We start from the raw sequence: 26,704 nt of genomic DNA, 5'->3' as shown, positions 1-26,704 counted from the left end.
CTATTCTCCCGATTCCATTCCTGAATGATCAGCTTCATGTGTTGTATTAGAAACCTCATCAGTGATTTTAGGAGTGCGTATACCCACCACTTTTACCGCGCCATCTGATGTTTTTTCTAATTCAATATGAAGCACAGTACCAACGGTAAATACAGAGAAGTCCACACTGTCATCAACGGTAAAATCCATGGTCATTGATGGCCAATCCCATTCACTGACAGCTTGATGGTCCACATTAATCATTCGATGTGCAGCCATAAGACTATTTACTTTTGCTTCTACCCAGGCGGTATCAGAGGTGATGGCTTGGATATCGGATTGCTCATCTTCATGTGCTGTCATGCGTTTAAGATCCGAGGTTTTATTTGATTCTGAATCCAATAAAAACTGTGCAGATGAGACGACAACATCGCCCTCATACAGCCCTGATTCAATTTGAATACTGTCATCATCTAATCGCCCTACTGTCACTGCAACAGATTTATATTTACCTTCACCGAGAGCAAGTACTACTCGATCAGAGTTTCCGGTTCTAATAACCGCCTCCCTTGGTAACAGTAATACGTCCTCATCACTTAATGTTTTGATCGACACTTGTGCAAACATATTTGGCTTTAATGCCGCATTGGTATTATCGAAACGTAATCTCACTTTTAACGTTCTTGTTTTACTGTCTAATGTCGGATAGACGTAATCAACTTTGCCCTGCCAAAATTGACCAGGCAAATAATCTAATTTCATTTCAACAATTTGCCCAACTTTAACCATGTTGGCTTGGCGTTCAAAAATCTCGGCCTCGACCCATACCTGTGATAATGAACCAATTGAAAACATTGTCATACCCGGTTTAACAAAAGATCCTTCCCGTATATTCAAATTATCAATCACTCCACTTTGAGGAGCATAAAATGTAATATTTTGTTTGACCGTTCTATTTTTACGTAGCGCTTGAATTGCCGAGCTTGGTATTTGTAACGCTTTTAATCGTTCTTCAGATGCTGTAATTAGGCGCTGATCTTTTCGATTTAATGCGAGTAACATTTCCTCTTGCGCGTTAACTAAAGCTGGAGAGTAAATTGAATATATAGGTTGTCCTTTAATAACCGGATCACCAGCAGCCTTGACATATAATTCTTCAACCCATCCATCTACCCTAGGATTAATATAAATAAGGTGGTCTTGATCATATTGAACATAACCCACTGTTTTAATATTATTTTGAAGTGTACCTAAAGTGACTTCAGTTGTGCGTACACCCAGTTTATTAATCACAGCTGGCGATATAGTAACGGCTCCCGGCCCAAAATCTGTCGAGCCAGCTGCATCTTCGTACACTGGTATCATGTCCATACCCATGGGTGATTTCCCGGGTTTATCGCTACGAAAATTAGGATTCATAGGTGCGACCCAATATGATGGCTTAGCTTTTTCTTTGTCCTCTGAAACTACTTGATTCTGTGGTGTATATAGGATTGTCGCACTAATACCAGTAAGAATACCGATAACTAATATGCTGATCATTTTCAAATTGCTGTTCATTTTGCTTCTCCATCAACATACGATTCATGCGAGATACTAACTGGACCCACTTTAGGGGTAAAAAAATAGTTCAATTGAACCTTAACTTTCTGTAAATCAACGTTAATGGCCAAAGCATCTAATTGAGTATTTAATTGAGCAATGAGGGAACGTACGACTTCAGCGAAATCACCTTTATCATTTGTGTAAGCCGTTAGTGACGCATCAGCTTGATCTTGCATTTGAGGTAATAAAAAATCGTTGTAGAGTGTCTGACGTTGTTCCAATTTAAGAAGTTGCGCTTTCGCAGTACCGTATGACGCCATCATGTTTCGAAGCAGTAACCACTTTTCCGTTTTAATTGATTCAGATTGATAAATAGCGGCTTGAACTTGCTTGTCTTGTTTTGACGAAGTAAATATTGGTAAATCAAAACTCACGCCAATTGATAGCAAATCGTCGCGAGAATTACCCATAGGATCATCGCCTCGATAACTGTATCCAGCATTTACACCCCATTCAGGCTTGTACAATTGCTTTTTTAACTCGACACCTTTTCGGCTTGATTCAATCCTTTGCTCTAATGCTGAAATGAGTGGATGAACAGAGAACGCTTCATACAGAGCCTGTTGGTAATGTTGGCTTTTTTCCTCATCGAAATAAAGATTAGGATTCGTTAGTTTAATTTGAGGAAGTATATTAGGGACGGTAAACGTCGAAAATAACAGCTCATAATCTTGTTCATGATCTATTCGATATTCATCAACAAATGCCTTACCCACCCATTCAGATAATTTCTGTTTAAACATATCTTCTTGCTGAGCCAAAACGGTCAGCTTATCTTCAAGACGGGTCACCTCTAACTGAGCACGAATAATATCCTGCTGATTAGATTTAACTAAAGCAGATGAATACCCTGCTTTAACAACATCTGATAGTTGTTCAAATAAGTTACGATTGCGCTCAATCAGTGCAATGCTTTCTTGCGCTTTATATACATCAAACCAAATTTGAGCTGTGGTGACACTTAACTTTGCTCGTCTATCTTGTCTTAAGAAAGGATATTGCTCAGCCGTTAACTCAAGTTGTTGTTGGCGTAAACTTAAGCTATCCCCACGGGGAAACATTTGAGTGACACCAATTTTCATTTGAGTCATTGCTTCTTGTCCAAAATCAAAAGTGTTTATGGACAAATTAGCTAAACCAACACTGATTTTTGGATCTGGTAAGGTTCCTGCCGCGATACTTTCAGATTTAATAGCATCTTGTTGAAATTGATTACTGACTAACCAGGGATCGTTTGATTGAGAGAGATAAACTGCTTCTTCCAGTGATAATGTCTGTACTGGTTCTGCCGCATATACCGCAGCGCTAATACCAATAAAGGACATTACTACTATTAGAATATATTGAGTGTAAATTTCACCCAATTTCTTGTAAATTAAAGACATAAAGCCTCCAAATTAATCACCAATGCTCGAATTGAATTCGAACAAAGGTAATATCTTGTTAATTTATTTTAAAAAAGATAAATGAACAGGAAGGCGATCAAAAATTGATCAAGCCTTTCCTATCTAACAAGAAAATATTGGAGGACGATATAAAGAAGAGTTATATTGCGGAGTCGTATTTTGAGTCAAACCAGATATAAAACTACTCAAACTTGAGATAGTTACTGATTGGACAATTTTCATTTCAAGGGCAATTGAAAAACAAGTACCTATCGGACAATCACATTGATTATCACAACAATCAGCAGTGTCTGCTGTAAGTGTTTTAACGGCATCAGCATCTGATGTTAATTGGTGATGGCAAGCGTTAGTCGCAGCGGTATTCACTGGATTTGATTTACTTAACATTGAATTCATATCAGAGGGGCATGGCAAAATCACAGACGCAAAAGCTTGACTGACAAATGTCATCAAGATAAGCATCACGGTGATAATTCGCATACGACTCAAGATAAAACTCCAATATAATTAGTGCTATTAATGTTAACTCAACTTGACTAAATCATCCTAGTTAACTGTAGTGTTTTTTTACTTTAAACTACTGATACTTGACATAGATCACACTTCGAAAGCTCTTACAAAAGATAGTCAGTATCGATAAAAATTAACATCTAATTGTCTTATCTTATCTTGGATCCTGGTGGGGGTTTGTGGCAACTATGTGGTTGATGATTGGCATTATCTTTGATGTTTTGATCCACAAATTGGTAGTAACTTTCCTTTACATGAGTCCAAAAATCGTTATGAATACTAGCACCATGCACTCTGATAACCTCTTCAATACCTTCTAAATTGATATGACTGGCATCATAGGCTAGATAAATAGATCCCGATTTGTCATTATAAATAACTTCGTCTATGCCGAACAGTTTGTCGATCTCAGTCAGTAATGCTTCTAAATTTTGATTATCCACTCCAGTTAATCTTAGGTTTCTGACAACTAAAGTGGCTTCTTTAACGCCCGGTCTATGTTCAAAATCACTCATAATGCCTCTCTTAATCATTAACTCATCATTATTCTGATGATTTAGGTAAAAGGTAATTAAAAAAACGGCCAATTTTCTAACCTAAGAGGTAAACCGCATAGGTTAGAATCAAAGTTTTGATTTAAAAGTTAAAAAATGCACATTCTAGTGCTGCAATTATCTTCATCATTGATACCAACATATTGAAAAATACTTATAGGTAACTAGTGATTATTCAACAATCAATACGCCTTTATACATTTGCATCTGACAATGAAATGGATACTCACCCTTTTCTAGTGCCGGTAAGGCTATCGTCGTTGGCTTATCCAGCGCTAAATCCTGGCTAATCTCTAAGTCGGGTAGCAAGACTGTGGCGGAACATCCGGATTTATCTTGGCGTAAAAAGGTTATTTCTGTCGGCGTATTGGCGCTAATGTTAATTCTTGCAGGCGAATACACCCCGTCTTTAACCAGTATCGATGTGCTGGCATCAACCTTAGTTTCATTTGATGGTTTATACAGCCAAAACCACCAAATGATAAAACCGATTAATGCGATACACAGTAAATTAATTAACATGTTAAGCCTCCTAGTGTTCTTTGGCTTTAAACAGACGTAAACGGTTGGCGTTACTGACGACGGTAAGCGATGAAAAGGCCATCGCAGCCCCGGCAATCACTGGGTTTAACAAAATACCAAAAACAGGGAAAAGCACACCTGCCGCTAAGGGAATACCCGCAACGTTATAAATAAATGCACCAAACAAGTTTTGTTTAATGTTGCGCAGCGTTGCTTTACTAATGGCTATCGCATCGGCTAAGCCATGAAGTGATCCACGCATTAAGGTAATATCAGCACTTTCTATCGCTACATCTGTGCCTGTTCCAATAGCAAAGCCGACATCGGCTAACGCTAATGCGGGGGCGTCATTAATGCCATCGCCGGTCATACCTACCACTTCATTTTGTTGCTGAAGTTCTGCCACTTTATTGGCTTTATCTTCTGGCATGACTTCTGCGAAAAAGTCATCAATACCGACTTTTTTAGCCACTGCTGCTGCGGTCGCTTTATTGTCTCCGGTTAACATAATCACTTTAATGCCACTGCGTTTCAGTCTCGCAATCGCTTCGATTGAATCAGGCTTTATCGGATCTGATACCGCAATAATGGCCAGCAACTTTCCAGCAAGTGCCAAATACATTGGTGTTTTAGCCTCTTCTGCTAATATTTGAGCTTTTGCTTCATGAAGACCAATATCAATGTGTTTGTCTTGCATCAGTTTTTTATTACCAAATAATAATATCTGCCCATCCACTTCAGCTTCGACACCTTTGCCCGAAATGGCAGTAAAGTGTTCTGTGTTAATCGCATCAATGCCTCTAGCATGTGCGCTTTCAACAATGGCTTGAGCTAATGGGTGTTCTGAGTGACTTTCAATTCCAGCAGACAAGGCAAGTACCTGCTCTTCACTGTCGGCTTTAACCAAAATAATATCGGTAACTTGCGGTTTACCTTCGGTAATGGTGCCAGTTTTATCTAATATCATGGCGGTGATTTTAGACGCGGTTTGCAATGCTTCACCGTTACGAATAAGCACCCCTGATTCAGCCGCCTTACCTACGCCGACCATGACCGACATTGGCGTTGCGAGTCCTAGCGCACAAGGACAAGCAATAATTAATACCGTTGTTGCTGACACGATGGCAAATACGCTCGATGGCTCAGGGCCAACGTTAAACCACACCATGGCACTGACTATGGCGATGATCATAATGGCTGGCACAAAGTAAGCGGCAATAACATCAGCTAAACGTCCAATTGGCGGCTTAGAGTTTTGCGCCCGTTTGACCATGCTAATAATGCGCGCCAGTGCGGTATCTTTACCTACACGAGTGGCTTTAAATATGATTGATCCTGATTTATTCAAAGTACCAGTGACCACATCATCACCAAGCACTTTCTCAACCGGCATTGGCTCACCGGTCAACATTGATTCATCAATGGTGCTGTTACCTTCAATAACCACTCCATCGACGGGGATTTTTTCGCCTGGGCGAACTCTAACGTGATCGTTAAGTAATACATGGGCAATGTCGATATCGAGGTCTTTTCCATCACGGATAACCCGAGCCGTTTTAGCTTGCAAGCCAATGAGACGCTTAATGGCTTCTGAGGTTTTACCGCGAGCTTTAACTTCGAGTGCTAAACCGAGATTAATTAAACCAATAATCATTGCGGTCGCTTCAAAGTAAACATGCCTTGCCATCTCGGGAAATAATTGTGGAAATGCAACAATCAACATCGAGTAAACCCAAGCTGTACCGGTTCCTAAGGCGATGAGGGTGTCCATATTGGCATTATGGTTTAAAAATGATTTCCAGGCACCGATATAAAAATGCCTACCGGAGATCAGCATAATGGCCAGAGTCACCACACCAACCAGTCCCCACACCACTTGCTCTGATAGGGTTGATACCGTCATTTCGCCAATAAAAAGTCCATAAATCATCAACGGAATACCGACGGACAATGCGATAAAGGTATGGCGCAATAAACTTTTATAATGTTGTAAATCAGCCTGTTCTTTCTCGTTCATGGCATCTTCTGCCGACTCCGCCTGTATTTGAGTGGCGTTATAACCGGCATTTTCTACCGCTTTTATAATCAACTCAGCAGACGCTTTACCCGTAACCAGTACCGTTCTGTCGGCAAAGTTCATTTCGGCCGAATCAACGCCTTGCACGCTGTTAATCGCTTTTTCAATTTTGCCAACACAACTCGCGCAGCCTGCGCCGAGGATATTGAGTTGCATAGGTGAGTGTGTAGTGTGATCCATTACTTAACCTCCGTTGATGTTAAGGTAACCTTGTTATGCTGAGGAACACTTGCTGTAGGAAGGTTAGCTTGGTGGGTACCTTCAATCAAATGGCAAACCATATTTCCTGTAGGCAAGTTATCTGGCATAGTTGACCATTGTTCAACGGCCTGAAAAAGTCTTGCTCTTAATTTCATTGTTTTATTAAATTGTTCTTCAGTTTCATCTAACTTTTGTTTTACTAATTCACGTACAAGGTGGCATGCACTTTCACCATGGTCAGTGTTAGAAAAAATCAACTTAATTTCTTCAACCGAAAAATCAAGCTGACGAGAACTTATGATAAATTGCATACGGCTCAAATCTTTCTCGCCATAATATTTATATCCATTATCAGGTGACTTACAGGGAGAAAGTAGACCTATACGAGTATAAAATCTGACCGTGTCACTGGTTACATTGAGTTTTTTAGCTAATTGATTAACCTTCATAAAACCTCTGAAAACACTAAATTTATTTTCAGACACCAATTTGCGGTTCGATGACTCGTCCACTTTTTAGTAGTCTATTTATAAATTGAGGGTGCAGATTAATAGCACCCTCACAGTGGTGCTAATGACTCATCATTTTTCTATGTTGCTTCATGATAATAGCCATCAATTCTTCGTGATTTACTAAGGTGACAGTTTCATTACTCATACTTGCACTATTAAGAGTTATGACTGGAGATGAAATAAAGCTTTTTGCATTTTTCGTAGATAAAATATCCTTTGTACTAACCTGAATATCTTCATCATTTGTTAAATTTAAACTCCAATATAATGAGTCTGACTTAACAAAGTTTGTATCATCTGCTCCCGCAGTGAATACTTCAAAAAAACGTAATTCGACTAAATGTTGTCCTTGTTTGATATCAATTGTGCTCGACCGTTCAGTTGGCTGCCCATCAATCGATGTAAATACTAAATAGTCCGGCAATGAAATAGTGGCGGCCATAGACATAGAACTGACAGCAGATAAAAGTGTAATTGCGATAAATTTTTTCATGAGAAACTCCAGATGCTTTATGATGCTCATAAGTAAACGAGCAAAAAAAATCTTTATAAATTAATATAGGTGGTTAATTAAAATAAAGAATTAAGCAATTGGAGGGGGATTTTGACTTCCAAGCGAAGCCGGAGTTGATATCCATAAAGTCGAGTTAACTTTAGAACTTGTGAATAGATCATTAACTAAATTTGAATCTGATAACAAAACAAATGCATTAGCGACTGCATGGCAATGGCTAATACAGTGGCTTGAATCTTCGGGACAACAGTTATCGGTATCATCACAATCATTGTCCATCATAACTGAATGTGACATAGAGCTAGTTTGCATACTTGATTCGGACATTTCGCTAGACATAGCATTATTGGGCATTAATAACTGTGTTATTAATGCCAATATAACTGCTAAATTTAACAAAATCTTAGTCATGCAATTGTATCCAGTTGAATTCTGTGATTGACATTAGCAAATTTTAGAATCAAATTCCATGACATAAGTCACAATCCTAGGTCTATTAAAATATTCAACTTATTATCTATTTCAACTATTAAACTATTCGACGATCCTTACCAAGCATAACATGAAATCATAGCTTGATAAGTGTACGACCATATTAAAGTTTGATCACTTTCAAACACACTTTTGGACAGAAACGGTTTAGAGTTAAAGCTCTTTAAGTAACAATTTGCATGAGGAGATGTATGGCAAACTGACACACCGCTAAAGCTACCTTCTGCGATGCTACTTTCGGAATACGAGAACCAATTAAGTACAGACGAAAGTTTAAACTTCCGAAGTTACTCCAAAACGATATTAACCAGTTACAAAGCAACTTTACTTACAAGTCACCGTTTCAATTGGGTTTATGCCTGTACTCATTTTTTGTGATAACATCTAGACAGTGTGAGGAAAGATACAATATTTATACTACTCAGTAAAACCGACCAAAGGATTGAGGTATGCAAATAGAACAGATTAAGCCATTTATACTTAATTATGCGACGCAACGAGTTGCATCTTCTGCACCATCCCTAGGCGGGCATTATTGTGACCAATTACACATGTGGGTCGAAGATGAATCTAACACGCCTATCATTAATATTGTTGATGCCAGAAACGCAGAGCTTTTAACAAAAACTAATGTTCGAGTAGAACAAGATGATGAGTCATTTTGCTTAGAAATGCTAACGAAAACCAAAGTAAACGTCGAAAGTGATGATATGGATAGCAAACTGTGTCATCTAAGCGAATTACTAACTAAAACTGACGTCATTCAAGAGTCAGATGATAGCTCTAGTTGTATGGACATAGTATGATTCTCTTAGTAACAAATCAGCGAGATCTCACAACTGATTATATCGTCAGAGAGCTGCAGGATAGAAAAGTCCCATACTATAGACTTAATACAGAAACCATTTCAGATCATAAATGCTCGATTGGCTACAAATCGTTAGATGATTGGAATATCGGTAATATTGAGGGGGAGTCGGTGAGTTCAGCCTATTTTAGGAGGCCAAGCGCACCTATTTGCAGGCTTAAGTCATTAAAAAATGAAGAACAAGAATACGTACAAATGGAGTGGTTAGCTTTCTTAAAAAGCATCTATTCTAGACTTGACAGAAAATGGTTTAGTTCCCCAATAAATATTTCTTTAGCAGAAGATAAACCAAGACAACTTTTATTAGCTAATAAAATTGGTTTTAACATACCTCAAAGTATTATAAGTAATAACTTTAGTCATATTATATCTAGAACTCCAAATGAAAACCTTATAGCAAAACCCTTACGTCAAGCACTTATAAGTGGTTATGATGAAAAAGTTGTATTTACAAGTCGAATACCTAAAATCACCCAAGAACATGAAGCGTCTATTTCTTTTGCACCATCGATTTTTCAGCAAGAGATAATCAAGAGATTTGATGTAAGGGTTACAGTTGTAGGTCCGAAGGTGTTTCCTGTAGCTATATGGTCACAAGAAAATACTGAGACTGAAGTTGACTGGCGCAAAGGTGGTAACATTAACTTAGTTCATGAACATATAGACATACCTTCTAACATTAAAGATAAATGTATTGAGTTAGTTAAAATGTTGGGTTTAAAGTTCGGAGCCATAGATTTAATTTGTGACAAAAATAACAACTATTGGTTTTTAGAAATTAACCCAAATGGTCAGTGGGCTTGGATAGAAAACCAAACCAAACTACCAATAGCTTCGACCATCGTTGATGAATTATTAAAAATCAATGAGAATAACGATGGACACTGATCTGTTTTGGCCCACACTTACAAGAAACAATAACAACATTACTGATAAAGTTAATGAAGATATTTGTAAAATTAAAAACTTCAAATCAAAATCTGCCAGGACAGTTGTATTGGATGAATCTAGACGCCTGTACGACCAAGAACAAAATCGGCGTTCAACTACAGATAGTAAAGCAGGAATCTATATTGCTATTTCTACTGCATTAATCGCAACGCTACTCTCATTAACACCTTTAATAATTAGTGGTGAAAGACCAATAGTTTCAAATGTTATAATATTCTGTTCGTTGTCATTATCAATCATCACTTTAAGCAGATGTGCTATGTGGTCTCATAAAGCATTACAGGTATCATCATTCTATCAATTAGATTGGAAGGTATTAATTTATTCGAGAAGTACAAAAAAACTGGAAATATATCTAGCTAAACAGTTACTGTGTAATTTACGTAAAAATTATGAACTTACAAATGAAGCCGTTACATGTATAAAGATGGCGCATGCACTAGTTACTAGTGCATGGATTTGGTTTTTTATTTGCATACTAGTTAGGTTGTTCTCTTATATATACTTTGACTTTATTGAGCCAATTAACTAGTTCACTATCTTCTAGTATCTATATTGTAAGTGTTCACCAGAGGGGGAGACAGATGGTCTGATGCAAGTTAACTAAATTACAGCTATCAACCATTGTAGCAATTGATACTGTTCCCCACCTTTGTAGTGCTTAGTTTCTAAACTATACGATTCACATTACCATTGCTTACTATCTTAATAAAGCAGGTTTATGTTCACTGAATGATGGATCGCAGTTCACTCTCATAACAAAAAGCTAAACAGAAAGTTAAGGTTAGGTGTTCTAAATGAACCGTCCTGTGCGGAGCGCTTAATGAGGCTGTTCATAATTCTGTGTTAGGTCTTTACCTTCACGTAGCGCTTGAATAGCAGCATTGATATCAAAAGTAAGTGTGGTCATAAATCATCTCTTTTTGGTATAGCTTAAAGAAATGACACAGAAATTTGAACACTACCCAAACTATTTGTAAAACGTATATTAGGCGACAATTAACTTGGCCGGTTCGCGACAACTAGCTTGTCCGGTTTTGGTAAGCTCTAGGCATACATAATTATTGAGAGATTTATATGCCTGGAAAAACCATAAATCAATCACAGGTTAACCTATATATGTCTTATCGTAATCAACCTAAACAGACTCAATCATCTGCAGCGGCTAAAGCAGGATTTTCATCCCGCACAGCCAGACGTATTGATTCAGGGCAGCACAACCCCCCTCCATTACCGCGTCAATACGCTACTCGAAAAGATCCGTTTAATGGTCTTTTTGAACAACATATTGTCCCACTGCTTGAAAAAGAACCCACATTACAACCCATTACATTATTTGAAAAACTCGAAGAAATCGCACCGGGGCAATTTGATCGCGCGCAACTTAGGACTTTACAACGCCGTATCAAGACATGGCGAGTCAAATACGGACCAGAAAAAGAGGTGATTTTCAGGCAACAGCATACACCTGGAGCGATGGGGATTTCCGATTACACTTGGGCTAATGAATTGAATATCACCCTCGCTGGCAGTGCATTTAAACACAAACTTTATCATTACCGCTTGGTTTTCAGTGGCTGGACTTACGTCGAAGTCATCTTGGGTGGCGAAAGCTTTGAGTCATTGTCATCCGGGCTGCAGAATGCCTTTTGGCAAAGTGGGGGTGTACCCAAAACCCACCGCACAGATAGCTTAAGCGCTGCCTTTAAAAACCACACACAAGCAGAAGTCCTCACAGAGCGCTACACCAAGTTATGTCAGCATTACGGTGTAAAAGCCACTCGAAACAATAAAGGTATAGCCCATGAAAATGGCGCAATTGAAGGCCCTAATGGGCATCTAAAGCGAAAGATAGCGCAGCAATTGCTATTGCGCGAAAGCCGTGACTTCCTGGATTTAAAGCAATACCGAGCATTCATCGATGCCATCGTCGCTAAAATAAATCGTCAATGTCACACGCGTTACATTGAGGAGTGCGCGTACTTGTCCGCCTTACCCGTCCGTCGAACGAATGACTTTTGTGAGCAGTACGTCAAAGTGACATCCAGCAGCACGATTTCCATTAAGCGTGTGACGTATTCCGTGCCATCACGGCTCATTGGCGTGACCTTACTGGCGCACATTTATGATGACCGCATCGTCCTCTTCTATGGACATGAAATCACATTAACCTTAGCGCGAATACACACGCAAGGCGCAGCACGTGGCCGCTCAATAGACTATCAGCACCTTATCCACGCATTGGCTAAGAAGCGCAATGCGTTTAAAGCATCACAACTTAGAGACGACCTTATACCTAAAGGCGATTTTTGGCAGTTATGGCAGGCACTCACCCGTGATGGTGTGACTGATACAGATTGTCATTATATGGTCGATTTACTGGTCATCGCTGCCAACTATGATTGTGAGGCTGCATTGGGCCGCTTCGTTCTCAGCGCATTTGAAGCAGGAAAAGCGGTAACGATAGATGAATGTCGACGCGTTTTCAGGCCTGATACGCTATTTACCCCCATGATTAATCGTCAACAACATAGCGTTTCAAGTTACGACGTACTGTTAGGAGGGCGCAATGGCTAACCCACTGAGCTTACCTATATTATTACAAGAGTTACGATTACCCGCGATAGCAAAAGCTTGGCCTGATATCGCGCTAAAAGCGGTGAAGGAGCAATGGGGGCCTGAGCTATTTCTCGCTCAGTTATGTGAAATAGAGGCCTCACACCGACAAGAAATACGCCTAAAGCGCTTACTGAAAGACAGCCAATTACCCATAGGGAAACAACTATCACAGTACGATTTTAGTGAAGTGACAGGGATTAGTGCCGTTCAAATCAAGCATAAAGCCAGTGAGCTCGGGTGGTTGAGGCAAGGCCACAACATACTGTTATTTGGTGCAAGCGGTCTGGGGAAAACACACCTAGCCGCCGCGTTAGGCTATGCCCTTATAGAGCAATCTGTTCGAGTTAAATTCACAACAGGAACCGCCATGGTGCAGCATCTACAGAAAGCGCGACAAGGTTTAGGACTAGAAGATGCGCTTAAAAAACTCGATAAATATGAGCTACTGATTTTGGATGACATTGGCTATGTAAAAAAGAGCGACAGTGAAAGTCAGGTTCTATTTGAACTCATCGCACATCGATATGAGCGCAATAGCTTGGTGATAACGACGAACCAGGTATTTAGTGACTGGGACAGTATCTTTGGCGACAATATGATGACGGTAGCTGTGATAGACAGGCTGGTGCATCATGCTGAAATTTACCGACTTGAAGGAGATAGTTACCGTAAAAAACAAGCTATGAAATTAAACGACAAAAGCGGCCAACTTAATTGACGCGCATAGGACAAGCTAGTTGACGTCTAACATGCGTCAAAACCATCTGATGCCGTTCTCACGTTTTATCAACTCAATAAGTAAGGCTGGACTATGCAAACGAATACATGCGCCAATGTAGAACAAAAATATTACGACCGAGTGCATAACTTAATTACCCTTTTTGACAGTCATGCAGAAGTGCCACCAGAATACACAGACAGAGCATTAGAAGATGGTTTATCTGTATTCGATGCCGTTAACGATTGGTTTTCTGATGAAGTGATTAAGTTTGAGTTATCACATCACCTATCTGATGTGAATTCTAGGCTGGTTGACATTGACGTTACCGGTATAGGTACAATTAGACGGATTGTGATCAGTATGGATATTAAACAAGGCGACTTGTTTAACGTCTATTATTCTGAAAGTTCGAAAGGTGGTGCATTATTCAATACTGACATAATGACTACCCTGCTAAGTTTTGATGACCAGTGCTAGTTTAGTTACAAAAAAGGGCTCAAGCAGTGTTAATTGCTTGAGCCCTTTTTATTGGATGGTTGGACTGGGTTTATGCCGCTTGTCTATCTGCTCGCTGTTTTGCTCTGCGAGCAAGGTTACGCTGTTTTGCGGCATAAGGAGTGTTGAAAGTATCATTGAAGATGATCCCAAGTTTAAGCATGTGCACCAGTTGTAACTCGCGCTTGTGTGCAACACCCATAGGTTGAAATGTAAAATCAAACCACGTTCTCTCATTATTAAATTTATCAGCACGCTTCTGCATATGGCCACCGACCTTAACGAGAAGTTTATGAGCTTTATCCAACCCAAGTCGTTGAACAAGTAATGCTGCTGTTTTCTCGCTAGTAAGCAAATGGTTGAATTGTGTAGCAGATGAATGAACTTGATAAGCTGACATAGGTAACCTCTTGAGTCTTCGTGTAATCAATCGTTTCAATAAGTTAATTATAAATTAATTGAATAATAACACAACTCTTAATTGATATATAATTATTATTATGTCATTATTGCTTTGTCATCAACTAACAAGGCCTGGCATGAACATTCAAATAATCACAAATTACATCGCGGCATTACTGGGTTACACACAATGGAAAATCATTGTCATTTGCGCCTGTTTAAATGAAGTTTTCTCGTCAGTTATAGTAAATACTTTGAACTTGCCAAGCATGATGGCCGCACCATTCCCCTTCGTCATTTGCGACTTAATTATTTCAATACTCCTAATAATCTTCGCTTATAAAATCGTGGTTATCTGCAAGCAACAAAATACAGAAAAGCCTGCTTTTTATGCATAATCTAACAATCAAATTTCGGAACCAACAATGAAACACATAAGCACGATGGTCGATGATGCCAGTGAATCTGTTAATCAGTTGCTGGTTGTACATGGGCAGGTTGTAATGGATTTAATGCTTCGAAATGATTTTACCCACGAGCAGAAGTTAGCGATTATAGAAATGCTGATACCAATTGAAAATGCTTCGAAGGTAGCCCTGTCAAAGTTCGTTTACTCTGTTTAACCTATTACCCCTAAAGGTCCTGTTGTGCCGTTATAAACTAACCATGATCTACTCAAACAAAAAAACACCTTATATTATCTATAGGGTGTTTTATTGTTTGTATGGCTTGTGTTTGCTGCATAACGAGTGAGTATTTAAAAGATCACAATACTAACGTGATCCCTAGTCTATCATTGCAAATCATATCCATATTCTCAGAAACCCAATTGCGGTTTATGCCAGCCCAATCATGGATGACGTAATGACCGTTCTTCCTCGCTCCGACAAACTCTACGATTATGTCCATATCAGAAAGGGATACAATGATTTCCTGAATGGTTCTTCGTGGGAAGCCTGTAGCAGCCATGATTTTGGGTACTGAGTTAATATCTTGCTCAATTAGATAAGCCACCAGCAAGCGTCGATAATAGCTTACAGAGGCATTACCTTTGGGCTTTTCATTAAGTAACTCGCTGCTCATTTAATTCTCATTTTTAGCTTATTAAAGGATTTAACATCAATTTTATATGTTTATTGATATAAAATAGCACTTCTTAACTGTGCTGTAAATCTGCGGGCCATTGATGAAGTTTTATAAGGCATTGTTTGCCGGTGCCTGATGATATTGACTACTACAATAATTTAGGCAATAAAAAGCTCCTATTCAGGAGCTGGTGGATTCGCGGGGTAGAAGCAATTTCAATCGAAAATATAATGTCGCTCATCACCTGATGATAGTGCTTCAACAGCAGGCAAAGAGAAGCCGTTTACGGCTAGATGCAATATCTTGCCCTCGTCCTTTGAGTAACAGTTAGTATACGCTGGAGTGAAGCCTAGTGACTGCCAAAACTTCATTGTGCAACCTGTGCCTAGAGGCGCTGACTTAAGTCGAATGTATTCAACTTCCTTCGGCAGTTCCGCTAGCAGTTCATTAAAAAGAGATTTCGCCCTACCTTGCCCTCTCAACTCTGGAGGTACATACATCAGATGTAATAGCGCGATTTTAATACTGTCGCGGCTACTAGTTTCAATGTCAAAATAAGGCTTAACTGAATAAATATCTTCATAACCCACTTCCATGCTAACTACCTCTTGATTGCTGATTCTACATATATTATAGCACTATAATTTCGTGCTTTAATATAATTAATATCAATTAAAGGTTTATTGTAATCTGTATGCCCCAGTATGGGACTTGAAGCGTTCTTGAAAATCACACTCAGCTAAAACGAGAATTTCCTCTAATCGGGATAGGATATTTTCATCTATGATGGGTTTTTCGCAGATAAGCGACTCTTCTTTTAGTGCACTCTCCAATGATGCGTAATAGGCATCACCAGTTACACCTATCTCAAGAGCCCATTTGCTAACTTGAATTGGGTGTGTGGCGTTGTTTTGCTTGTTGTTGGGATGAACGACTTTTACCCAGGCTTCACAAATCTGAAAAACTAATATGCCGTTGTTCTCAAACAGTTGCTCTAGGGCTTGAAATGTTGATCCCTTATGGCATATTTCGTATTTATTGCATAAATAGGATCTTAATAGCTTGTTACTGTCATTTTCATAAAACGGGTAGTAAGTAGCTAATTCTTTTGTGATGGCGTCTTTTCCATACTCATTTTCCAATACACGGACATTTCTAATTAAATACTTAATAAGCATTCGAGTATTGTCTTGATGTTGGCAAAATATATCTGCAATTATGGATGAAAACGAAGTTGTCATGGGATCTACCTTTCACACAATCATAGGGCCACCAGCAATACACATGCTGTTGCCCTCAAAATAGAAGATGAGCTGCACTTAATAGTACCGCTCCAGTAAGGCACTGATTAGCACTCGGTAAATTCGACACCAAACGGGTCATTTTCGACAGAATCGACTTGCAAGCAGTGGTAAACAAACAGATTCGGGACTTTTAAATCAATCCACATTTGATGCAGTCTCTGCCATTGACCTATATAACAACCTGCACACTTCTTTATTTTGGTTTTGCTGGTGGCTTTGCGCACATTGTCTTGGTAAGCCTGCTCATGCTCAGCACTGGCCTTGGATAGAATTAGAGATGAAATATTTGCTTGTTGATCCGGATCTAGCATATTGAAAAATGCCATGTATACCTCGTTTAAATAAACACTGGGTCGCAATCAGTGATGCGTGCTAAGTTACTACAGAACAACACCATATTAATATCAATTGAGGGTTGTGTAAACAACATTTTTTCTATTCCTATAGGTTTTTTATTGCTAATACCCATTTCATGATATAAATTTGCACTATACTTATCAGATTACAGATAAGTGTTAGCGACTTGGTTTTGGGTAAATCCTGTCAATGTACCGCTGTTAATTCAGCTTTACGTAAAAAGGCACCGCATTTATGCGGTGCCTTTTTACATGTGAACCATTGTAAATCCTCACATTTTCTACAGAATTGATGGTTTATAATGCATAGGTAAATATTGGCTCATTCTCCAGGGTGACTAATTGACCCTAAAAACCTAGCCCTTCCGTATCGAACTAGATCAAATTGACCATTAAAAGCATCTACATGAAATAATCAAAGTATTGCCTAAAATATCAATTAAGAGTTGATTAGTTCCCTTTTAGCTGTATACTGACAATATCATTTAAGGGTTGAGAATAATCATGTTTGAACTTACAGAATCTAATTCAGAAAACTTCGTAGTTAATAATTTTCAAGCGTCATCATCAACAGAAATCGCATTTCCATCGATGACAATTGCCGGTTTAAGTCTATTCAAAAAAACAGACCCTGAATCAATAAAAAAACTACTGATTAATTATCAAAATGATACTGCACGTATCGAGAATGTTTATGAGGCTTTACGTTCACCCGATGCGAACTTTGCCCTTCACTACCTCCAGTCAGGACCAAATAACTATGTGAATAGTTCGGTATCAAATTTTGATTCAGCCATTAAAGGCTTAAGTGCTGATTATTGGTCAAAAGCTTTAGCGCTTACTGATGTGTTAGACCACATGACCGCTGACACCCGTCTTGAATGGAAAAATAATATTGCTGGCTGGGATGTACCATTGTTCGAACAAGATGCAGTCGTTAGCACTATAATCGAACTGTTGTTAAACCGTGATAAGTATTTAGCCGAAAAAGTAGATGGTATTTTTAAAGGTCTTTCAAAAGTCCATGTCACCAATGATCCTGCTGGATTTACCAAACGATTTATCATGGAAAATATTATAGGATCATCGGCAAAGAAAGAAGCCATTGATGATTTAAGACAGGTTATGGCGTCTTTTATGGGCCGTCATATCACCCCAATGCGCAATATGAACACAGGCAGTATCATTGAAAGTGCATGGAAAAATAACAGCGGCAAATGGCTTGAGATGGATGGCGGCATCATCAAATTTAAGGTGTTTAAAAAGCAAACTATCCACTTTGAAATTCATCCTGATTTAGCTTGGCGTTTAAATGAAATCCTGTCGATTTTATACCCACACGCTATCCCTGAAGAGTTTAAAAGTCGTAAAGCTAGCTTTAAAAAGGAACAAGAGTTCGATTTAACGCAGAAGTTATTGAGCAATGATTTGTTGTCTGCACTCGCAAACCTTGAACCAACTAGAATATGGGATAGAAGCGGCTACCAGCCACGAGTGATTGGAACAAAAGACAATTGTGTATCTATGCGGTATCACTTGGATAATAAGGCCTTGGATGCTCAATTAGACGTCTTTATGGTTAGCTGTGGTGGTATGAGACCGAACAAGCACTCTCAAGCTTGGGAATTTGATTACGACTTCATTTCGATTAGAGATGACATTGTGCGTTTAGGTAAAGCGCCGGACCATATATCATATCAATATTTCCCAACTCAAACCGAAATGTCCAATGAAGTCATTGAACGTTTAGATATACAACCAACAGATGAGCTTTTAGAGCCATCAGCGGGGCAAGCTGGCATAGCTGGTGGTATGAAAGGTCTTGGTAAGTCAGTCGTCTGTGTTGAAGTATCAGCTTTGAATTGCCTCGTTCTAGACGCTATCGGGTTTGATGCTGTCATCAATGAGGACTTTATTAAATACGCAGCAACGGCCCCAAAATTCGACAAAATAGGGATGAACCCGCCATTTAGTTTAGGCCGCGCAAAACTACACGTTGAAACGGCATTAACACTACTCAAGACATCAGGGTCTAAGCTGGTGGCCATTGTTCCACCGTCACTTAAAAACCAACTTAGTGCGAACGGCTATCAAGTTCAATGGTCAGCAATGTTTTACAACCAATTTGAAAACACAAATGCCACTGTATGCATCGTAGAAATAACAAAACTTTAAAGTTACTTTATCTAAGTAGGATTAGCGTAATAGGAAACTACTGTGACTAAATACATCAATATCACTGAAAAAGAGTTCCAATTTCTTCATGGTGCTGTAGAAGAAAAAGTAAGTCTCTGTGAAGGGGCTGACTGTGATGATTATATAGCTGAAACAAAAAAGACTGTTGAAGCGATAAATCGAATAATAGACCGAAATGGGTTAAATCATGGTCTAAAAATAGATCGTAATAATCAAATTAATTAATGTGGGATACTTGAACATGAAACCTTACACAAATGACACACAAGGCAGTAATCTTTATTTTTACTCACCAAAAGAACACAAAGTGCCAAAGTCATCTAAGGATCGTCGAGGCTCACGCTCTGGTATGCGTCAACAGAATCAACTTATTATTGAGAATGAACTTCTCGCAGCGTAGTAGAAAGCATGAATTAAATATAATCACTCAATGAAACTTGGAGTATAAGGAGTCAGTATGATATCAATCCCTATATGGGCCACACCAAAGCAAAAGGAAGGCATGCTGTTGTTTTATCAAATAGCCAGTGAGTATGGATGCTTTTCAGTTACATTTAAGCAATCAACTAAGGCTATTGAACAGCACATATTCATAGCAGCAGTTGAGTGGGAAAGCCCGACTAATACTGGTTGTGTTAAGCGCTATCATGAATTTTTTGTTGCTTGGGACTACGAAACTACTTGGGATCAATTTGGTAAAATTGTTTTATATTGGCAGTTTCTTTTTGCTGGTGGTGATTGCACTCGTGAAGTGACAACCGAATCATTTTATATCGATTTGTTTTTCTACATGGACAAGAACGTTTTGATAGAAAAGTGCGAGATAACTTGAATACAGAAATGCATTAATAAGAGCCATCTAAAGCCATGGTTCATCATTGAATGTAGGGTTTTTCATTTTAACAAATCCATTGACCGAAACCGGTGCGTGACGACAGTTCGAGTAATTTGATTATCCAGTCAATATCCATCATTCTTGTGCAATCTAGGTAGTAAAAAGGCCCAATTAACTCAATGTTGTGCGGTTTAGGTACTAAAAACCTATTAACGGCCAATGTTGTGCTATTTAGGTACTAAACGGTTACTAATAACTAATGTTGCTCAATTTAGGTAGTAATAAATAGCGAGGAAAAATTGATGTTGTGCTGTTTAGGTACTAAAAATGTGGTGATTTTATAAATGTTGTGGGGTTTAGGTACTAAAAACACCTGGTAAAAAGATAAAACCAAAGTCATGCAGTAAATGTTGTGCAATTTAGGCACTAAAACTGATTCTACTTAAACATGTTGTGCTATTTAGGTACTAAAAGTGGTTGTTGAATGTGGTTGTTGAATATTGAAAATCAGTAGTTATAAGCGCTGTGGATAACCTGAAACATTAATACCTTGTGATGATCGGAATACTACCCTGCGGCGATCATATAGCTATATCAGCATTGATTAGCGCACACCAGTCACCCTTATCTGTTGATAAATAACAATTTAATACTGCCTAGAATAGATCTTTTTAATGTTTTAGTGGATAAGTATGTTGATAACTATTTGCACCGCAAAATACATAGTACCTAGAACAGATCTTTTTTAGTGCCTTTATGAGATCTGCTTAGCTCCTAATACAGATCAGTTTAGTACCTTTAATAACTACATATGGCCTTTTTAGTACCTTGAATGGATCGAGATACGCTTTAACCTATTGATAAATTGTTCTTATTTAAAACTCCCCTTTCTTTTTACATTTAACCTTTATAAGAGATATAAAGATAAATCCTTATACCCTATATATCAGTACAGTGATAAACATCAGAAATCGTTGAATAAAAAGATCCGTTATAGGTAGTATCAGATCTGTATAGGGTACTAACAATACAAAATGGCATTTGTTATGTTATATGAATATTATTTTTTACTGAGATGTTCATATGTCTGATCAAACTGAAGAACCTAGTTCCGATTACTATCTTGAAGAGATAGAAGACGTATGCCAACAGCAATTAGACCTATTTTCATTAGTAGACGCCCCTGAAAAACAGTTGGTCAAAGGGAAGTACGTAAGGTCGCCCTATTCAAATAGCATAGGCTCAATCGATTTAATCCCAAGGTTTAAGCGTGGTGATGGATCAGTTGTTGCTGTATCGGCCACAATCGGTAAAAAACTGATTATAGAAAATAGATATCGTATCGGTAAAAATGAGCTTATTTGTAAAATCCAACCGGCGGTCATTGAAAGAAAGGTAAAGGGCGAGCTTGTAGAGTTTTATGCCTGGTCTGGTGACAGAGAAGAATTGATCGAAAAAATTCTGTTTCTAATAGCAAGTAATCGAGGCTTATCTAAAATTAAAATGCCCGGAGGCGTAGACCGCTATGGGATACATTTCACACTCTATGAAATAAGAACACAGCTACAGAAAATCGGTAAAACTAGGCCATATGACGTAATCCGAGAGGCCTTAATTGTTATTAGGGATTCAAACACGACAATATCTCAAGTTGATGGCACACGAAGCATCACGATAACCCATGATATTTTCTCAGATGCAGTTCTAGAGGTCAGTGGCACCGGTAGAGGAAGAGATCGCTGCTCAATTACCTTCAGCGACTACATTATCGAACAAATACAACAAGTGAATTACAGACAGTATCCTTTTGCATCGATTAATGTTCACGACACCCCTTTATCTAGATTTATCCATCACTATTTAACGAACAATTGGACCAATGCCACTCCTGGTGTAACTCGCAAAATATATGTGAATGAAATTTTCGGTGCATTTGGTAAAAACCATTTATCTATGCCGGTTAAAAGGCGGGATACTAGGGCTGCATTAGAAATACTGGTTAAAGCAGGATGGTTTACGAACGTTCCGTATTCAAAAAAACAAACCATGAACAGTAATATTGATTATTACTATGAAATGACGCCAACGGAAGTGTTTGTTGAAGAAGTAGTGAGAGCTAATTCTAAGAAGAAGGGATTGCGTATCATGGAGGAAAAAGTGCGTTTAGACCCCTCTTTCATCCTGCCGTTACCAAAAGGTGAGATATCTTAGGTGATTTTTTTTGTTAAGTGCCGCATTGCGCAGCACTTAACTCCATAGTTAATTCATATCCCTGCTTTAAAAGTCGTATAACATTGATATCGAATATGGATTAGATGCTGTTAGATTTTTTTGCTCATCTATCAAAACTCTGTCAGCGTTTATGTCTAAATAATGAATGCCAGCTTTAACTCGATCAAGGTTCCTCATTTCATCTTCACTTAATTTTTTGCCATCAGTTAACGTGTTCAAACTGCTGAACGCATACTCATTCGTAACATGTTCATTACTAACTCTTGGTCCAAACAGCCAATTATCAGAATTAGGGCTATCAAATAGATTGTATGTGACGGTGTGTTCAGTTCGCTTAAAGTTATTTTTTTTACTAGTCCAAATGTAAGTGACTTTGAATTCTGCTATATCTTCCGGTATGAGTTGCAGCCATCCTCTAGAGAGTGCTTTGTCACCACAATAGCCACTAACATAATGTTTATTAGGTACAAAGCGGGCGACGTTAATAGATTCGGTTGGATTCGCCCAATCGGGGCCAATAAACGTTAGCTCAATATCATTAAGTTTTAGGCCGACATTGTGATTATTCAAAAACAAGAGTGGTGTGAACAAAAAATATCGTTGAGTTTGATGCTGTGGGAATTCAGCCGTATTGAATTGTTTTTTTGCCTGATTGGAAAATGCTTCGGCGATTCTCTTTTCAAAAGATGACCAATATTGATTTTCCACAGCTTCTTTCGGATTAAGACCAAGAGAATAGAGCTTAATGTAATGGTCCCATTTATTTGAAATCACTTTAAAAGGGATTTCTGAGTACAGCTTAGTGAACTTAACCCACCAATCACTCCATTCTTCACCGAATTCGTCTGTTAAGTAACCTCTTATAAAATTGCGACCCCTCTCAGAAATGCTAACTTTTTCATCTTTGATATCAACGTACCCACCCTGGACCAAACTATCCAATAAATCTTTAACTTTTACGCCGGAAGACGGGTAAACATCCAGGTATTGCGCTTTCATATCAGATTTTGATAAGCCTGCTCGTTTTTGCTTCATATGAAAGGCATATTGTTTAACTAGATCATCAACTGTCTGCTTTCTAGCATAGGCCCACATATATTCTAACAATGGTTGCTCGTAAGCGTATTTAGGGCCAAATTCGAGAATGTATGTAGTCGGAGGTATAAGCGTAAATTCGGGACTCACATCATTGCTAATTTTTTCTTCATTGGTGCCAATGCTGATAATTGCGTCAATTAAATCATTTATTTGAACGTTTGCATCACCTAGAGAGGTATAAATTGAGTCAGCAATGCTACTTAAATTTTCAGGCACAAATATTTTAGTGTTGCTGTTATGAGTATAAGCATTAGCAGTATGCAGCAAGGTTCCCCAATCCTTATACCCTAGGGCGCGGGCAAAGATAGAAAGCCATCGGGCCTTGGTTGGTATGCTTGTCGTTATGTCCACCAGCCGCAAAACATCAAGAAGGTTGAAAGCCTGTTGTTTGAGAGTAGGCAGGTGAGCAAAAGAGAAGGCAAGTGTTTTAGAGTTCATATTTCTGTATCCAATTATGAGTCTACTATGTTTGCTGCTTTTCAAATCGACTCGGTATGAGAGACAGAAATGTATTTCAAGTATGGTGAACTATTTGGCTTGGGCAATTGCAGCGCCACAGGACGGTAGTTAAACGCCCTGCAACAGTATACTTATCACAGACCTGTTAAGTCAATATTGGTTATATTGCTCTGTCTGATACATAATGATTGAAAGGATTGTTAAATCGATTTAAGCACATAGTTAACGTGCTATTGATGTCGTTTAATTTAACAGTAAAATGCTTTATAGGAAAATGATCAAATGAAAGAAGTAAATAGACTACCAGATGATATTAGTATGAGAAATTTAACTAAAGAATGTGTAAATATTGATGATGTTACGAATGAAGTTGAAGTGACCAAATGTGGTTTGTTCAGTAAGTAATTATGTTCGGCTTTTCATTACTTTCGTTATTGGCTCCTTTTTTTCTACAGATTCGATAAAAGATGAACTACCCACTTGTAGCTCCTATTTGTAGTGCTATAATACTAATCTAATTTGAATTTTCTATAAGGAATATGTGATGACTGTAAAATTGAAAGACCAAACACAAGACATTCTAATGTACAGCAAAGTAATGGCTTTGAGTGACGTTGAAATTTGTAAATATATTGCCGAAATAGAAGGGCTTTCGACCTATGTGCAGTCTGGGTCTGTTAGAGTGATGGTAACGGATGGTGATGACTATTATTTCAATCCGCTTACAGATAATAACCAATTAATTTTCATCATGATTAAACACGAAGTTGAGAGAGATTTTGAGCATTATGATGTGATTGGTTGGGGTTATAATGTTTTGGATGGTAAGAACCCAATCCGAGTGACTGAGAGGCAGGATTTTGATGATCCAGTTCAACCCGACCTTTCGATGCAAAAAGCCGTGTGTTTAGCCATCATATTGAACAAATCTGAAGATTTTAAGTTAAGTTAATTTACCCAAGAAAAGCTGTACTATGTACTTAATTATTGGCGTTAGTATAAAACTTGTTTGAGAAATAAATGAACGATAGTTATAAATCTTGTGTAGTCGCGTTCTGCCATAATAATTTAATCAGTCTGTATCTGCACGTATCGGAGAGCGCAAGGCACGTTACTACCGATGGCAGAAACGCGTTTGTATTAAAGCGATTGAAGGCCCAACTCAAGCGGCCTGAGAATAAAATCATCAAAAAAGAAATCAAGTCCATGATTGTTGGTGCTGGGAAGCATGACCTAGAAAAACAGTTAATCAATCTGGCGGGGATAATCGAAGATAACAATTATCTAGCAGATGCTGAATCGAGCTGGCATGAATTACTAATGGATCTTCATCAACAAACTGGGTTTGAGATTGAGCCATATAATGACAAAACAGAACAACACAAAAATAATACCGTCTTTGTCTTAAAAGATGAAATATTCGACAGCATACAATCGAGCGGCAAAGTTGGTACATTATCAATGTTTGTTGCATCATCATCAAAAGAGCAGCAAGTGACATTAATCGAATACCTTAGCAAATTGGAATCGGATTTTACGCTTTTGGCCGAAGGTATTGAGATTAGTACCGACAACAAAATGCTAATTCGATTGAAATACACCCGTTAAAAACTGATTCATGTTAGATCAATGAGACAAAGTGACAGAATGTAGGTAACAAAGCATTGTTATGTCTGTATGAAGATTTAGGAGGATGTTATGGATTGGGCTATACAATTGTATTTTATAGGGATGATTGCTTCAGTCATCGTACAATATATTGATTTTAGAGTGAATAAGAAAGGTAATACAAAAGGATATCGTGATAATCTCGAGGCATTTGATGATTTGAGATCGTCCTTGTCGGACTTATATTTATCTTTTGGTCCCGTCATTGGTTCACTTGTTGTTTCAGTGATAAGTATCATTGCGGTAATTGCTTATCTGGCATCGTATCCCTGGCGGTTATTTAAAATGCTTTTAAAGATGATGAATAAGTAAGTACGATATACCCTAGTAAACATAAAATTGGCTTGGCTGGATTGCAACCAAGCCTGTTAAACAGATTTTATTTGTCTTACGTCAACAGCGCTCCCATCCCAAACATATTCGTAATGCCTTGACTGGATAACCTCATGCACTTTTTTAGGTGAAAACAGTGCATAACAGTCAGCTAATGGGTTACGAACGGATGTATATAGAAGTCCATCATGCTTTCCTCTGGCCTTAGCACCAAACGCTTGTGGTAATGAATAATCATTTAGGTCATACAGTGGTGATTTATCAAGTTCATCCTGACAGTTCACACGAATGTCATGGAGGTTTCCACTAAACTTAGCAACCAGCCCACGCATTACAATGACATCAAAATGAAGATCCTGAATGTTTGATAACGTGATCTGAGTATGATGTTTTGTTTCCTCTATTGCCGTGTCCCATGTATCAGCTAAATATAACAAACCAAAATCAGCATTTGAGAAACGAGTGCCATCTTTGTTGATATGAGTAAACGATGCTGTGGCATAAGAACAGCCCTTAATGCCATAGGGGATTTCAGATTGAGGGATCAGTGTGATATTCCCAACTTCATTCTGCAACCGTGGATTAGAAAGGCTTTGAATAGCAAATAGGCTCTCAAAATCGTCTTGATCAGCCGCGTCGTCAAAGATGGCAATAGGTGGAAATTTAGAATTAACTAATCTATAAGCTTTATGATTATCAAAATTCATTA

At 38.4% G+C, this 26,704-nt stretch carries 32 protein-coding genes; 16 read left to right on the top strand and 16 right to left on the bottom strand.

Going from position 1 to position 26,704, the window contains the following annotated elements; all coding sequences use genetic code 11:
* From HNW13_RS18750 to HNW13_RS18710, 9 genes are all read right to left on the bottom strand, one after another.
* Positions 1 to 1,539 (bottom strand): efflux RND transporter periplasmic adaptor subunit, encoded by a 1,539-nt coding sequence (locus tag HNW13_RS18750; protein WP_192114693.1) that lies wholly within the window; start codon positions 1,537 to 1,539, stop codon positions 1 to 3.
* Positions 1,536 to 2,969, bottom strand: a complete 1,434-nt coding sequence (locus tag HNW13_RS18745; RefSeq protein ID WP_192114694.1) for a TolC family protein — start codon at positions 2,967 to 2,969, stop codon at positions 1,536 to 1,538. Before HNW13_RS18745 ends, HNW13_RS18750 begins: the two co-directional genes overlap by 4 nt.
* Positions 2,970 to 3,092: 123 nt before the next feature.
* Positions 3,093 to 3,479, bottom strand: a complete 387-nt coding sequence (locus HNW13_RS18740) for a hypothetical protein (RefSeq protein ID WP_208062938.1) — start codon at positions 3,477 to 3,479, stop codon at positions 3,093 to 3,095.
* 170 nt (positions 3,480 to 3,649) lie between these two features.
* Positions 3,650 to 4,015 (bottom strand): cation transporter, encoded by a 366-nt coding sequence (locus tag HNW13_RS18735; protein WP_192114696.1) that lies wholly within the window; start codon positions 4,013 to 4,015, stop codon positions 3,650 to 3,652.
* Between the two features lie 210 nt (positions 4,016 to 4,225).
* Positions 4,226 to 4,576 (bottom strand): cupredoxin domain-containing protein, encoded by a 351-nt coding sequence (locus HNW13_RS18730; protein ID WP_192114697.1) that lies wholly within the window; start codon positions 4,574 to 4,576, stop codon positions 4,226 to 4,228.
* A gap of 10 nt (positions 4,577 to 4,586) precedes the next feature.
* Positions 4,587 to 6,833, bottom strand: coding sequence for a heavy metal translocating P-type ATPase (locus HNW13_RS18725; RefSeq protein WP_192114698.1), 2,247 nt, complete (start codon positions 6,831 to 6,833; stop codon positions 4,587 to 4,589).
* Positions 6,833 to 7,303, bottom strand: coding sequence for a MerR family transcriptional regulator (locus HNW13_RS18720; RefSeq protein WP_192114699.1), 471 nt, complete (start codon positions 7,301 to 7,303; stop codon positions 6,833 to 6,835). The genes HNW13_RS18725 and HNW13_RS18720 overlap by 1 nt, the downstream gene beginning before the upstream one ends.
* A 121-nt stretch (positions 7,304 to 7,424) precedes the next feature.
* Positions 7,425 to 7,859, bottom strand: coding sequence for a DUF2057 family protein (locus HNW13_RS18715; protein ID WP_123884659.1), 435 nt, complete (start codon positions 7,857 to 7,859; stop codon positions 7,425 to 7,427).
* 90 nt (positions 7,860 to 7,949) lie between these two features.
* Positions 7,950 to 8,291, bottom strand: a complete 342-nt coding sequence (locus HNW13_RS18710) for a hypothetical protein (protein WP_123884658.1) — start codon at positions 8,289 to 8,291, stop codon at positions 7,950 to 7,952.
* Positions 8,292 to 8,821: 530 nt separating this feature from the next.
* On the opposite strand from HNW13_RS18710, the gene HNW13_RS18705 reads away from it, so the two are divergent.
* The 6 genes from HNW13_RS18705 to HNW13_RS18680 all read left to right on the top strand — a co-directional run bounded on the left by HNW13_RS18705 (position 8,822) and on the right by HNW13_RS18680 (position 14,008).
* Positions 8,822 to 9,178 (top strand): hypothetical protein, encoded by a 357-nt coding sequence (locus tag HNW13_RS18705; RefSeq protein WP_192114700.1) that lies wholly within the window; start codon positions 8,822 to 8,824, stop codon positions 9,176 to 9,178.
* The gene (locus HNW13_RS18700; RefSeq protein WP_192114701.1) at positions 9,175 to 10,128 is read left to right on the top strand and encodes a hypothetical protein; all 954 of its coding nucleotides are present in this window, start codon (positions 9,175 to 9,177) and stop codon (positions 10,126 to 10,128) included. The genes HNW13_RS18705 and HNW13_RS18700 overlap by 4 nt, the downstream gene beginning before the upstream one ends.
* On the top strand, positions 10,118 to 10,723 hold the full coding sequence (locus HNW13_RS18695; protein ID WP_192114702.1) for a hypothetical protein: 606 nt from the start codon (positions 10,118 to 10,120) through the stop codon (positions 10,721 to 10,723). Before HNW13_RS18700 ends, HNW13_RS18695 begins: the two co-directional genes overlap by 11 nt.
* A gap of 545 nt (positions 10,724 to 11,268) precedes the next feature.
* Entirely contained in the window at positions 11,269 to 12,768 is a 1,500-nt protein-coding gene (istA, locus tag HNW13_RS18690; protein WP_192114609.1) for an IS21 family transposase, read from the top strand.
* Complete coding sequence (gene istB, locus HNW13_RS18685; protein ID WP_192114610.1) at positions 12,761 to 13,528, top strand: IS21-like element helper ATPase IstB; 768 nt, start codon at positions 12,761 to 12,763, stop codon at positions 13,526 to 13,528. The genes istA and istB overlap by 8 nt, the downstream gene beginning before the upstream one ends.
* Before the next feature lie 93 nt (positions 13,529 to 13,621).
* A complete protein-coding gene (locus HNW13_RS18680; RefSeq protein ID WP_192114703.1) occupies positions 13,622 to 14,008 on the top strand; it encodes a hypothetical protein in 387 nt (128 codons plus the stop codon).
* Positions 14,009 to 14,078: 70 nt separating this feature from the next.
* On the opposite strand, the gene HNW13_RS18675 is transcribed toward HNW13_RS18680, so the two are convergent.
* Entirely contained in the window at positions 14,079 to 14,426 is a 348-nt protein-coding gene (locus HNW13_RS18675) for a hypothetical protein (protein WP_192114704.1), read from the bottom strand.
* 427 nt (positions 14,427 to 14,853) lie between these two features.
* Here HNW13_RS18675 and HNW13_RS18670 point away from each other — a divergent pair, with 427 nt between their 5' ends.
* A complete protein-coding gene (locus tag HNW13_RS18670) occupies positions 14,854 to 15,051 on the top strand; it encodes a hypothetical protein (RefSeq protein WP_192114705.1) in 198 nt (65 codons plus the stop codon).
* A 142-nt stretch (positions 15,052 to 15,193) separates the two neighbouring features.
* Here HNW13_RS18670 and HNW13_RS18665 read toward each other — a convergent pair whose 3' ends face one another.
* The 4 genes from HNW13_RS18665 to HNW13_RS18650 form a co-directional block, all read right to left on the bottom strand.
* Positions 15,194 to 15,511, bottom strand: coding sequence for a helix-turn-helix domain-containing protein (locus tag HNW13_RS18665; RefSeq protein WP_192114706.1), 318 nt, complete (start codon positions 15,509 to 15,511; stop codon positions 15,194 to 15,196).
* A 218-nt stretch (positions 15,512 to 15,729) separates the two neighbouring features.
* Positions 15,730 to 16,110: a GNAT family N-acetyltransferase gene (locus tag HNW13_RS18660; protein WP_192114707.1), complete on the bottom strand. Its 381-nt coding sequence runs from the start codon at positions 16,108 to 16,110 to the stop codon at positions 15,730 to 15,732.
* Positions 16,111 to 16,194: 84 nt separating this feature from the next.
* Complete coding sequence (locus HNW13_RS18655) at positions 16,195 to 16,755, bottom strand: hypothetical protein (RefSeq protein WP_192114708.1); 561 nt, start codon at positions 16,753 to 16,755, stop codon at positions 16,195 to 16,197.
* Between the two features lie 107 nt (positions 16,756 to 16,862).
* Positions 16,863 to 17,144, bottom strand: coding sequence for a hypothetical protein (locus HNW13_RS18650; protein ID WP_192114709.1), 282 nt, complete (start codon positions 17,142 to 17,144; stop codon positions 16,863 to 16,865).
* 534 nt (positions 17,145 to 17,678) lie between these two features.
* Between HNW13_RS18650 and HNW13_RS18645 the strand changes: the two genes are divergently transcribed.
* The 5 genes from HNW13_RS18645 to HNW13_RS18625 all read left to right on the top strand — a co-directional run bounded on the left by HNW13_RS18645 (position 17,679) and on the right by HNW13_RS18625 (position 22,416).
* Positions 17,679 to 19,349, top strand: a complete 1,671-nt coding sequence (locus HNW13_RS18645; RefSeq protein ID WP_192114710.1) for a DUF4942 domain-containing protein — start codon at positions 17,679 to 17,681, stop codon at positions 19,347 to 19,349.
* 42 nt (positions 19,350 to 19,391) lie between these two features.
* A complete protein-coding gene (locus HNW13_RS18640; protein ID WP_192114711.1) occupies positions 19,392 to 19,595 on the top strand; it encodes a hypothetical protein in 204 nt (67 codons plus the stop codon).
* A gap of 16 nt (positions 19,596 to 19,611) precedes the next feature.
* Positions 19,612 to 19,770 (top strand): hypothetical protein, encoded by a 159-nt coding sequence (locus tag HNW13_RS18635; RefSeq protein ID WP_192114712.1) that lies wholly within the window; start codon positions 19,612 to 19,614, stop codon positions 19,768 to 19,770.
* A 57-nt stretch (positions 19,771 to 19,827) separates the two neighbouring features.
* Complete coding sequence (locus HNW13_RS18630; RefSeq protein WP_192114713.1) at positions 19,828 to 20,202, top strand: hypothetical protein; 375 nt, start codon at positions 19,828 to 19,830, stop codon at positions 20,200 to 20,202.
* Between the two features lie 1,086 nt (positions 20,203 to 21,288).
* Positions 21,289 to 22,416: a hypothetical protein gene (locus tag HNW13_RS18625; RefSeq protein ID WP_192114714.1), complete on the top strand. Its 1,128-nt coding sequence runs from the start codon at positions 21,289 to 21,291 to the stop codon at positions 22,414 to 22,416.
* A gap of 66 nt (positions 22,417 to 22,482) precedes the next feature.
* Here the strand turns inward: HNW13_RS18625 and HNW13_RS18620 are convergent, their stop codons facing one another.
* The gene (locus HNW13_RS18620; RefSeq protein ID WP_192114715.1) at positions 22,483 to 23,973 is read right to left on the bottom strand and encodes a hypothetical protein; all 1,491 of its coding nucleotides are present in this window, start codon (positions 23,971 to 23,973) and stop codon (positions 22,483 to 22,485) included.
* Positions 23,974 to 24,276: 303 nt separating this feature from the next.
* On the opposite strand from HNW13_RS18620, the gene HNW13_RS23680 reads away from it, so the two are divergent.
* From HNW13_RS23680 to HNW13_RS18605, 4 genes are all read left to right on the top strand, one after another.
* On the top strand, positions 24,277 to 24,399 hold the full coding sequence (locus HNW13_RS23680; protein WP_279575212.1) for a hypothetical protein: 123 nt from the start codon (positions 24,277 to 24,279) through the stop codon (positions 24,397 to 24,399).
* Positions 24,400 to 24,538: 139 nt separating this feature from the next.
* Complete coding sequence (locus HNW13_RS18615) at positions 24,539 to 24,946, top strand: hypothetical protein (RefSeq protein WP_192114716.1); 408 nt, start codon at positions 24,539 to 24,541, stop codon at positions 24,944 to 24,946.
* Between the two features lie 68 nt (positions 24,947 to 25,014).
* Positions 25,015 to 25,602: a hypothetical protein gene (locus tag HNW13_RS18610; RefSeq protein ID WP_192114717.1), complete on the top strand. Its 588-nt coding sequence runs from the start codon at positions 25,015 to 25,017 to the stop codon at positions 25,600 to 25,602.
* 90 nt (positions 25,603 to 25,692) lie between these two features.
* Positions 25,693 to 25,974, top strand: a complete 282-nt coding sequence (locus HNW13_RS18605; RefSeq protein ID WP_192114718.1) for a hypothetical protein — start codon at positions 25,693 to 25,695, stop codon at positions 25,972 to 25,974.
* A gap of 56 nt (positions 25,975 to 26,030) precedes the next feature.
* On the opposite strand, the gene HNW13_RS18600 is transcribed toward HNW13_RS18605, so the two are convergent.
* A complete protein-coding gene (locus HNW13_RS18600) occupies positions 26,031 to 26,702 on the bottom strand; it encodes an RES family NAD+ phosphorylase (protein WP_192114719.1) in 672 nt (223 codons plus the stop codon).
* Between the last annotated feature and the right edge of the window lie 2 nt (positions 26,703 to 26,704).

This window comes from Shewanella sp. BF02_Schw (genome assembly GCF_014596695.2).
In the GTDB taxonomy this organism is placed as follows: Bacteria; Pseudomonadota; Gammaproteobacteria; order Enterobacterales; family Shewanellaceae; genus Shewanella.
Note: the sequence above shows the minus strand (reverse complement) of the source record. Positions and strands in the feature narration are given on the sequence as shown.

Coding starts and splice junctions, on each gene's coding strand:
- HNW13_RS18605 (WP_192114718.1), top strand. CDS start 25,693: ATGGATTGGGCTATACAATTGTATTTTATAGGGATGATTGCTTCAGTC.
- HNW13_RS18615 (WP_192114716.1), top strand. CDS start 24,539: ATGACTGTAAAATTGAAAGACCAAACACAAGACATTCTAATGTACAGC.
- HNW13_RS18645 (WP_192114710.1), top strand. CDS start 17,679: ATGTTTGAACTTACAGAATCTAATTCAGAAAACTTCGTAGTTAATAAT.
- HNW13_RS18730 (WP_192114697.1), bottom strand. CDS start 4,576: ATGTTAATTAATTTACTGTGTATCGCATTAATCGGTTTTATCATTTGG.
- HNW13_RS18670 (WP_192114705.1), top strand. CDS start 14,854: ATGAAACACATAAGCACGATGGTCGATGATGCCAGTGAATCTGTTAAT.
- HNW13_RS18705 (WP_192114700.1), top strand. CDS start 8,822: ATGCAAATAGAACAGATTAAGCCATTTATACTTAATTATGCGACGCAA.
- HNW13_RS18610 (WP_192114717.1), top strand. CDS start 25,015: ATGAACGATAGTTATAAATCTTGTGTAGTCGCGTTCTGCCATAATAAT.
- HNW13_RS18600 (WP_192114719.1), bottom strand. CDS start 26,702: ATGAATTTTGATAATCATAAAGCTTATAGATTAGTTAATTCTAAATTT.
- HNW13_RS18745 (WP_192114694.1), bottom strand. CDS start 2,969: ATGTCTTTAATTTACAAGAAATTGGGTGAAATTTACACTCAATATATT.
- HNW13_RS18635 (WP_192114712.1), top strand. CDS start 19,612: ATGAAACCTTACACAAATGACACACAAGGCAGTAATCTTTATTTTTAC.
- HNW13_RS18695 (WP_192114702.1), top strand. CDS start 10,118: ATGGACACTGATCTGTTTTGGCCCACACTTACAAGAAACAATAACAAC.
- istB (WP_192114610.1), top strand. CDS start 12,761: ATGGCTAACCCACTGAGCTTACCTATATTATTACAAGAGTTACGATTA.
- HNW13_RS18725 (WP_192114698.1), bottom strand. CDS start 6,833: ATGGATCACACTACACACTCACCTATGCAACTCAATATCCTCGGCGCA.
- istA (WP_192114609.1), top strand. CDS start 11,269: ATGCCTGGAAAAACCATAAATCAATCACAGGTTAACCTATATATGTCT.
- HNW13_RS18620 (WP_192114715.1), bottom strand. CDS start 23,973: ATGAACTCTAAAACACTTGCCTTCTCTTTTGCTCACCTGCCTACTCTC.
- HNW13_RS18665 (WP_192114706.1), bottom strand. CDS start 15,511: ATGAGCAGCGAGTTACTTAATGAAAAGCCCAAAGGTAATGCCTCTGTA.
- HNW13_RS18630 (WP_192114713.1), top strand. CDS start 19,828: ATGATATCAATCCCTATATGGGCCACACCAAAGCAAAAGGAAGGCATG.
- HNW13_RS18715 (WP_123884659.1), bottom strand. CDS start 7,859: ATGAAAAAATTTATCGCAATTACACTTTTATCTGCTGTCAGTTCTATG.
- HNW13_RS18625 (WP_192114714.1), top strand. CDS start 21,289: ATGTCTGATCAAACTGAAGAACCTAGTTCCGATTACTATCTTGAAGAG.
- HNW13_RS18675 (WP_192114704.1), bottom strand. CDS start 14,426: ATGTCAGCTTATCAAGTTCATTCATCTGCTACACAATTCAACCATTTG.
- HNW13_RS18655 (WP_192114708.1), bottom strand. CDS start 16,755: ATGACAACTTCGTTTTCATCCATAATTGCAGATATATTTTGCCAACAT.
- HNW13_RS23680 (WP_279575212.1), top strand. CDS start 24,277: ATGAAAGAAGTAAATAGACTACCAGATGATATTAGTATGAGAAATTTA.
- HNW13_RS18710 (WP_123884658.1), bottom strand. CDS start 8,291: ATGACTAAGATTTTGTTAAATTTAGCAGTTATATTGGCATTAATAACA.
- HNW13_RS18720 (WP_192114699.1), bottom strand. CDS start 7,303: ATGAAGGTTAATCAATTAGCTAAAAAACTCAATGTAACCAGTGACACG.
- HNW13_RS18750 (WP_192114693.1), bottom strand. CDS start 1,539: ATGAACAGCAATTTGAAAATGATCAGCATATTAGTTATCGGTATTCTT.
- HNW13_RS18650 (WP_192114709.1), bottom strand. CDS start 17,144: ATGGCATTTTTCAATATGCTAGATCCGGATCAACAAGCAAATATTTCA.
- HNW13_RS18735 (WP_192114696.1), bottom strand. CDS start 4,015: ATGAGTGATTTTGAACATAGACCGGGCGTTAAAGAAGCCACTTTAGTT.
- HNW13_RS18680 (WP_192114703.1), top strand. CDS start 13,622: ATGCAAACGAATACATGCGCCAATGTAGAACAAAAATATTACGACCGA.
- HNW13_RS18660 (WP_192114707.1), bottom strand. CDS start 16,110: ATGGAAGTGGGTTATGAAGATATTTATTCAGTTAAGCCTTATTTTGAC.
- HNW13_RS18700 (WP_192114701.1), top strand. CDS start 9,175: ATGATTCTCTTAGTAACAAATCAGCGAGATCTCACAACTGATTATATC.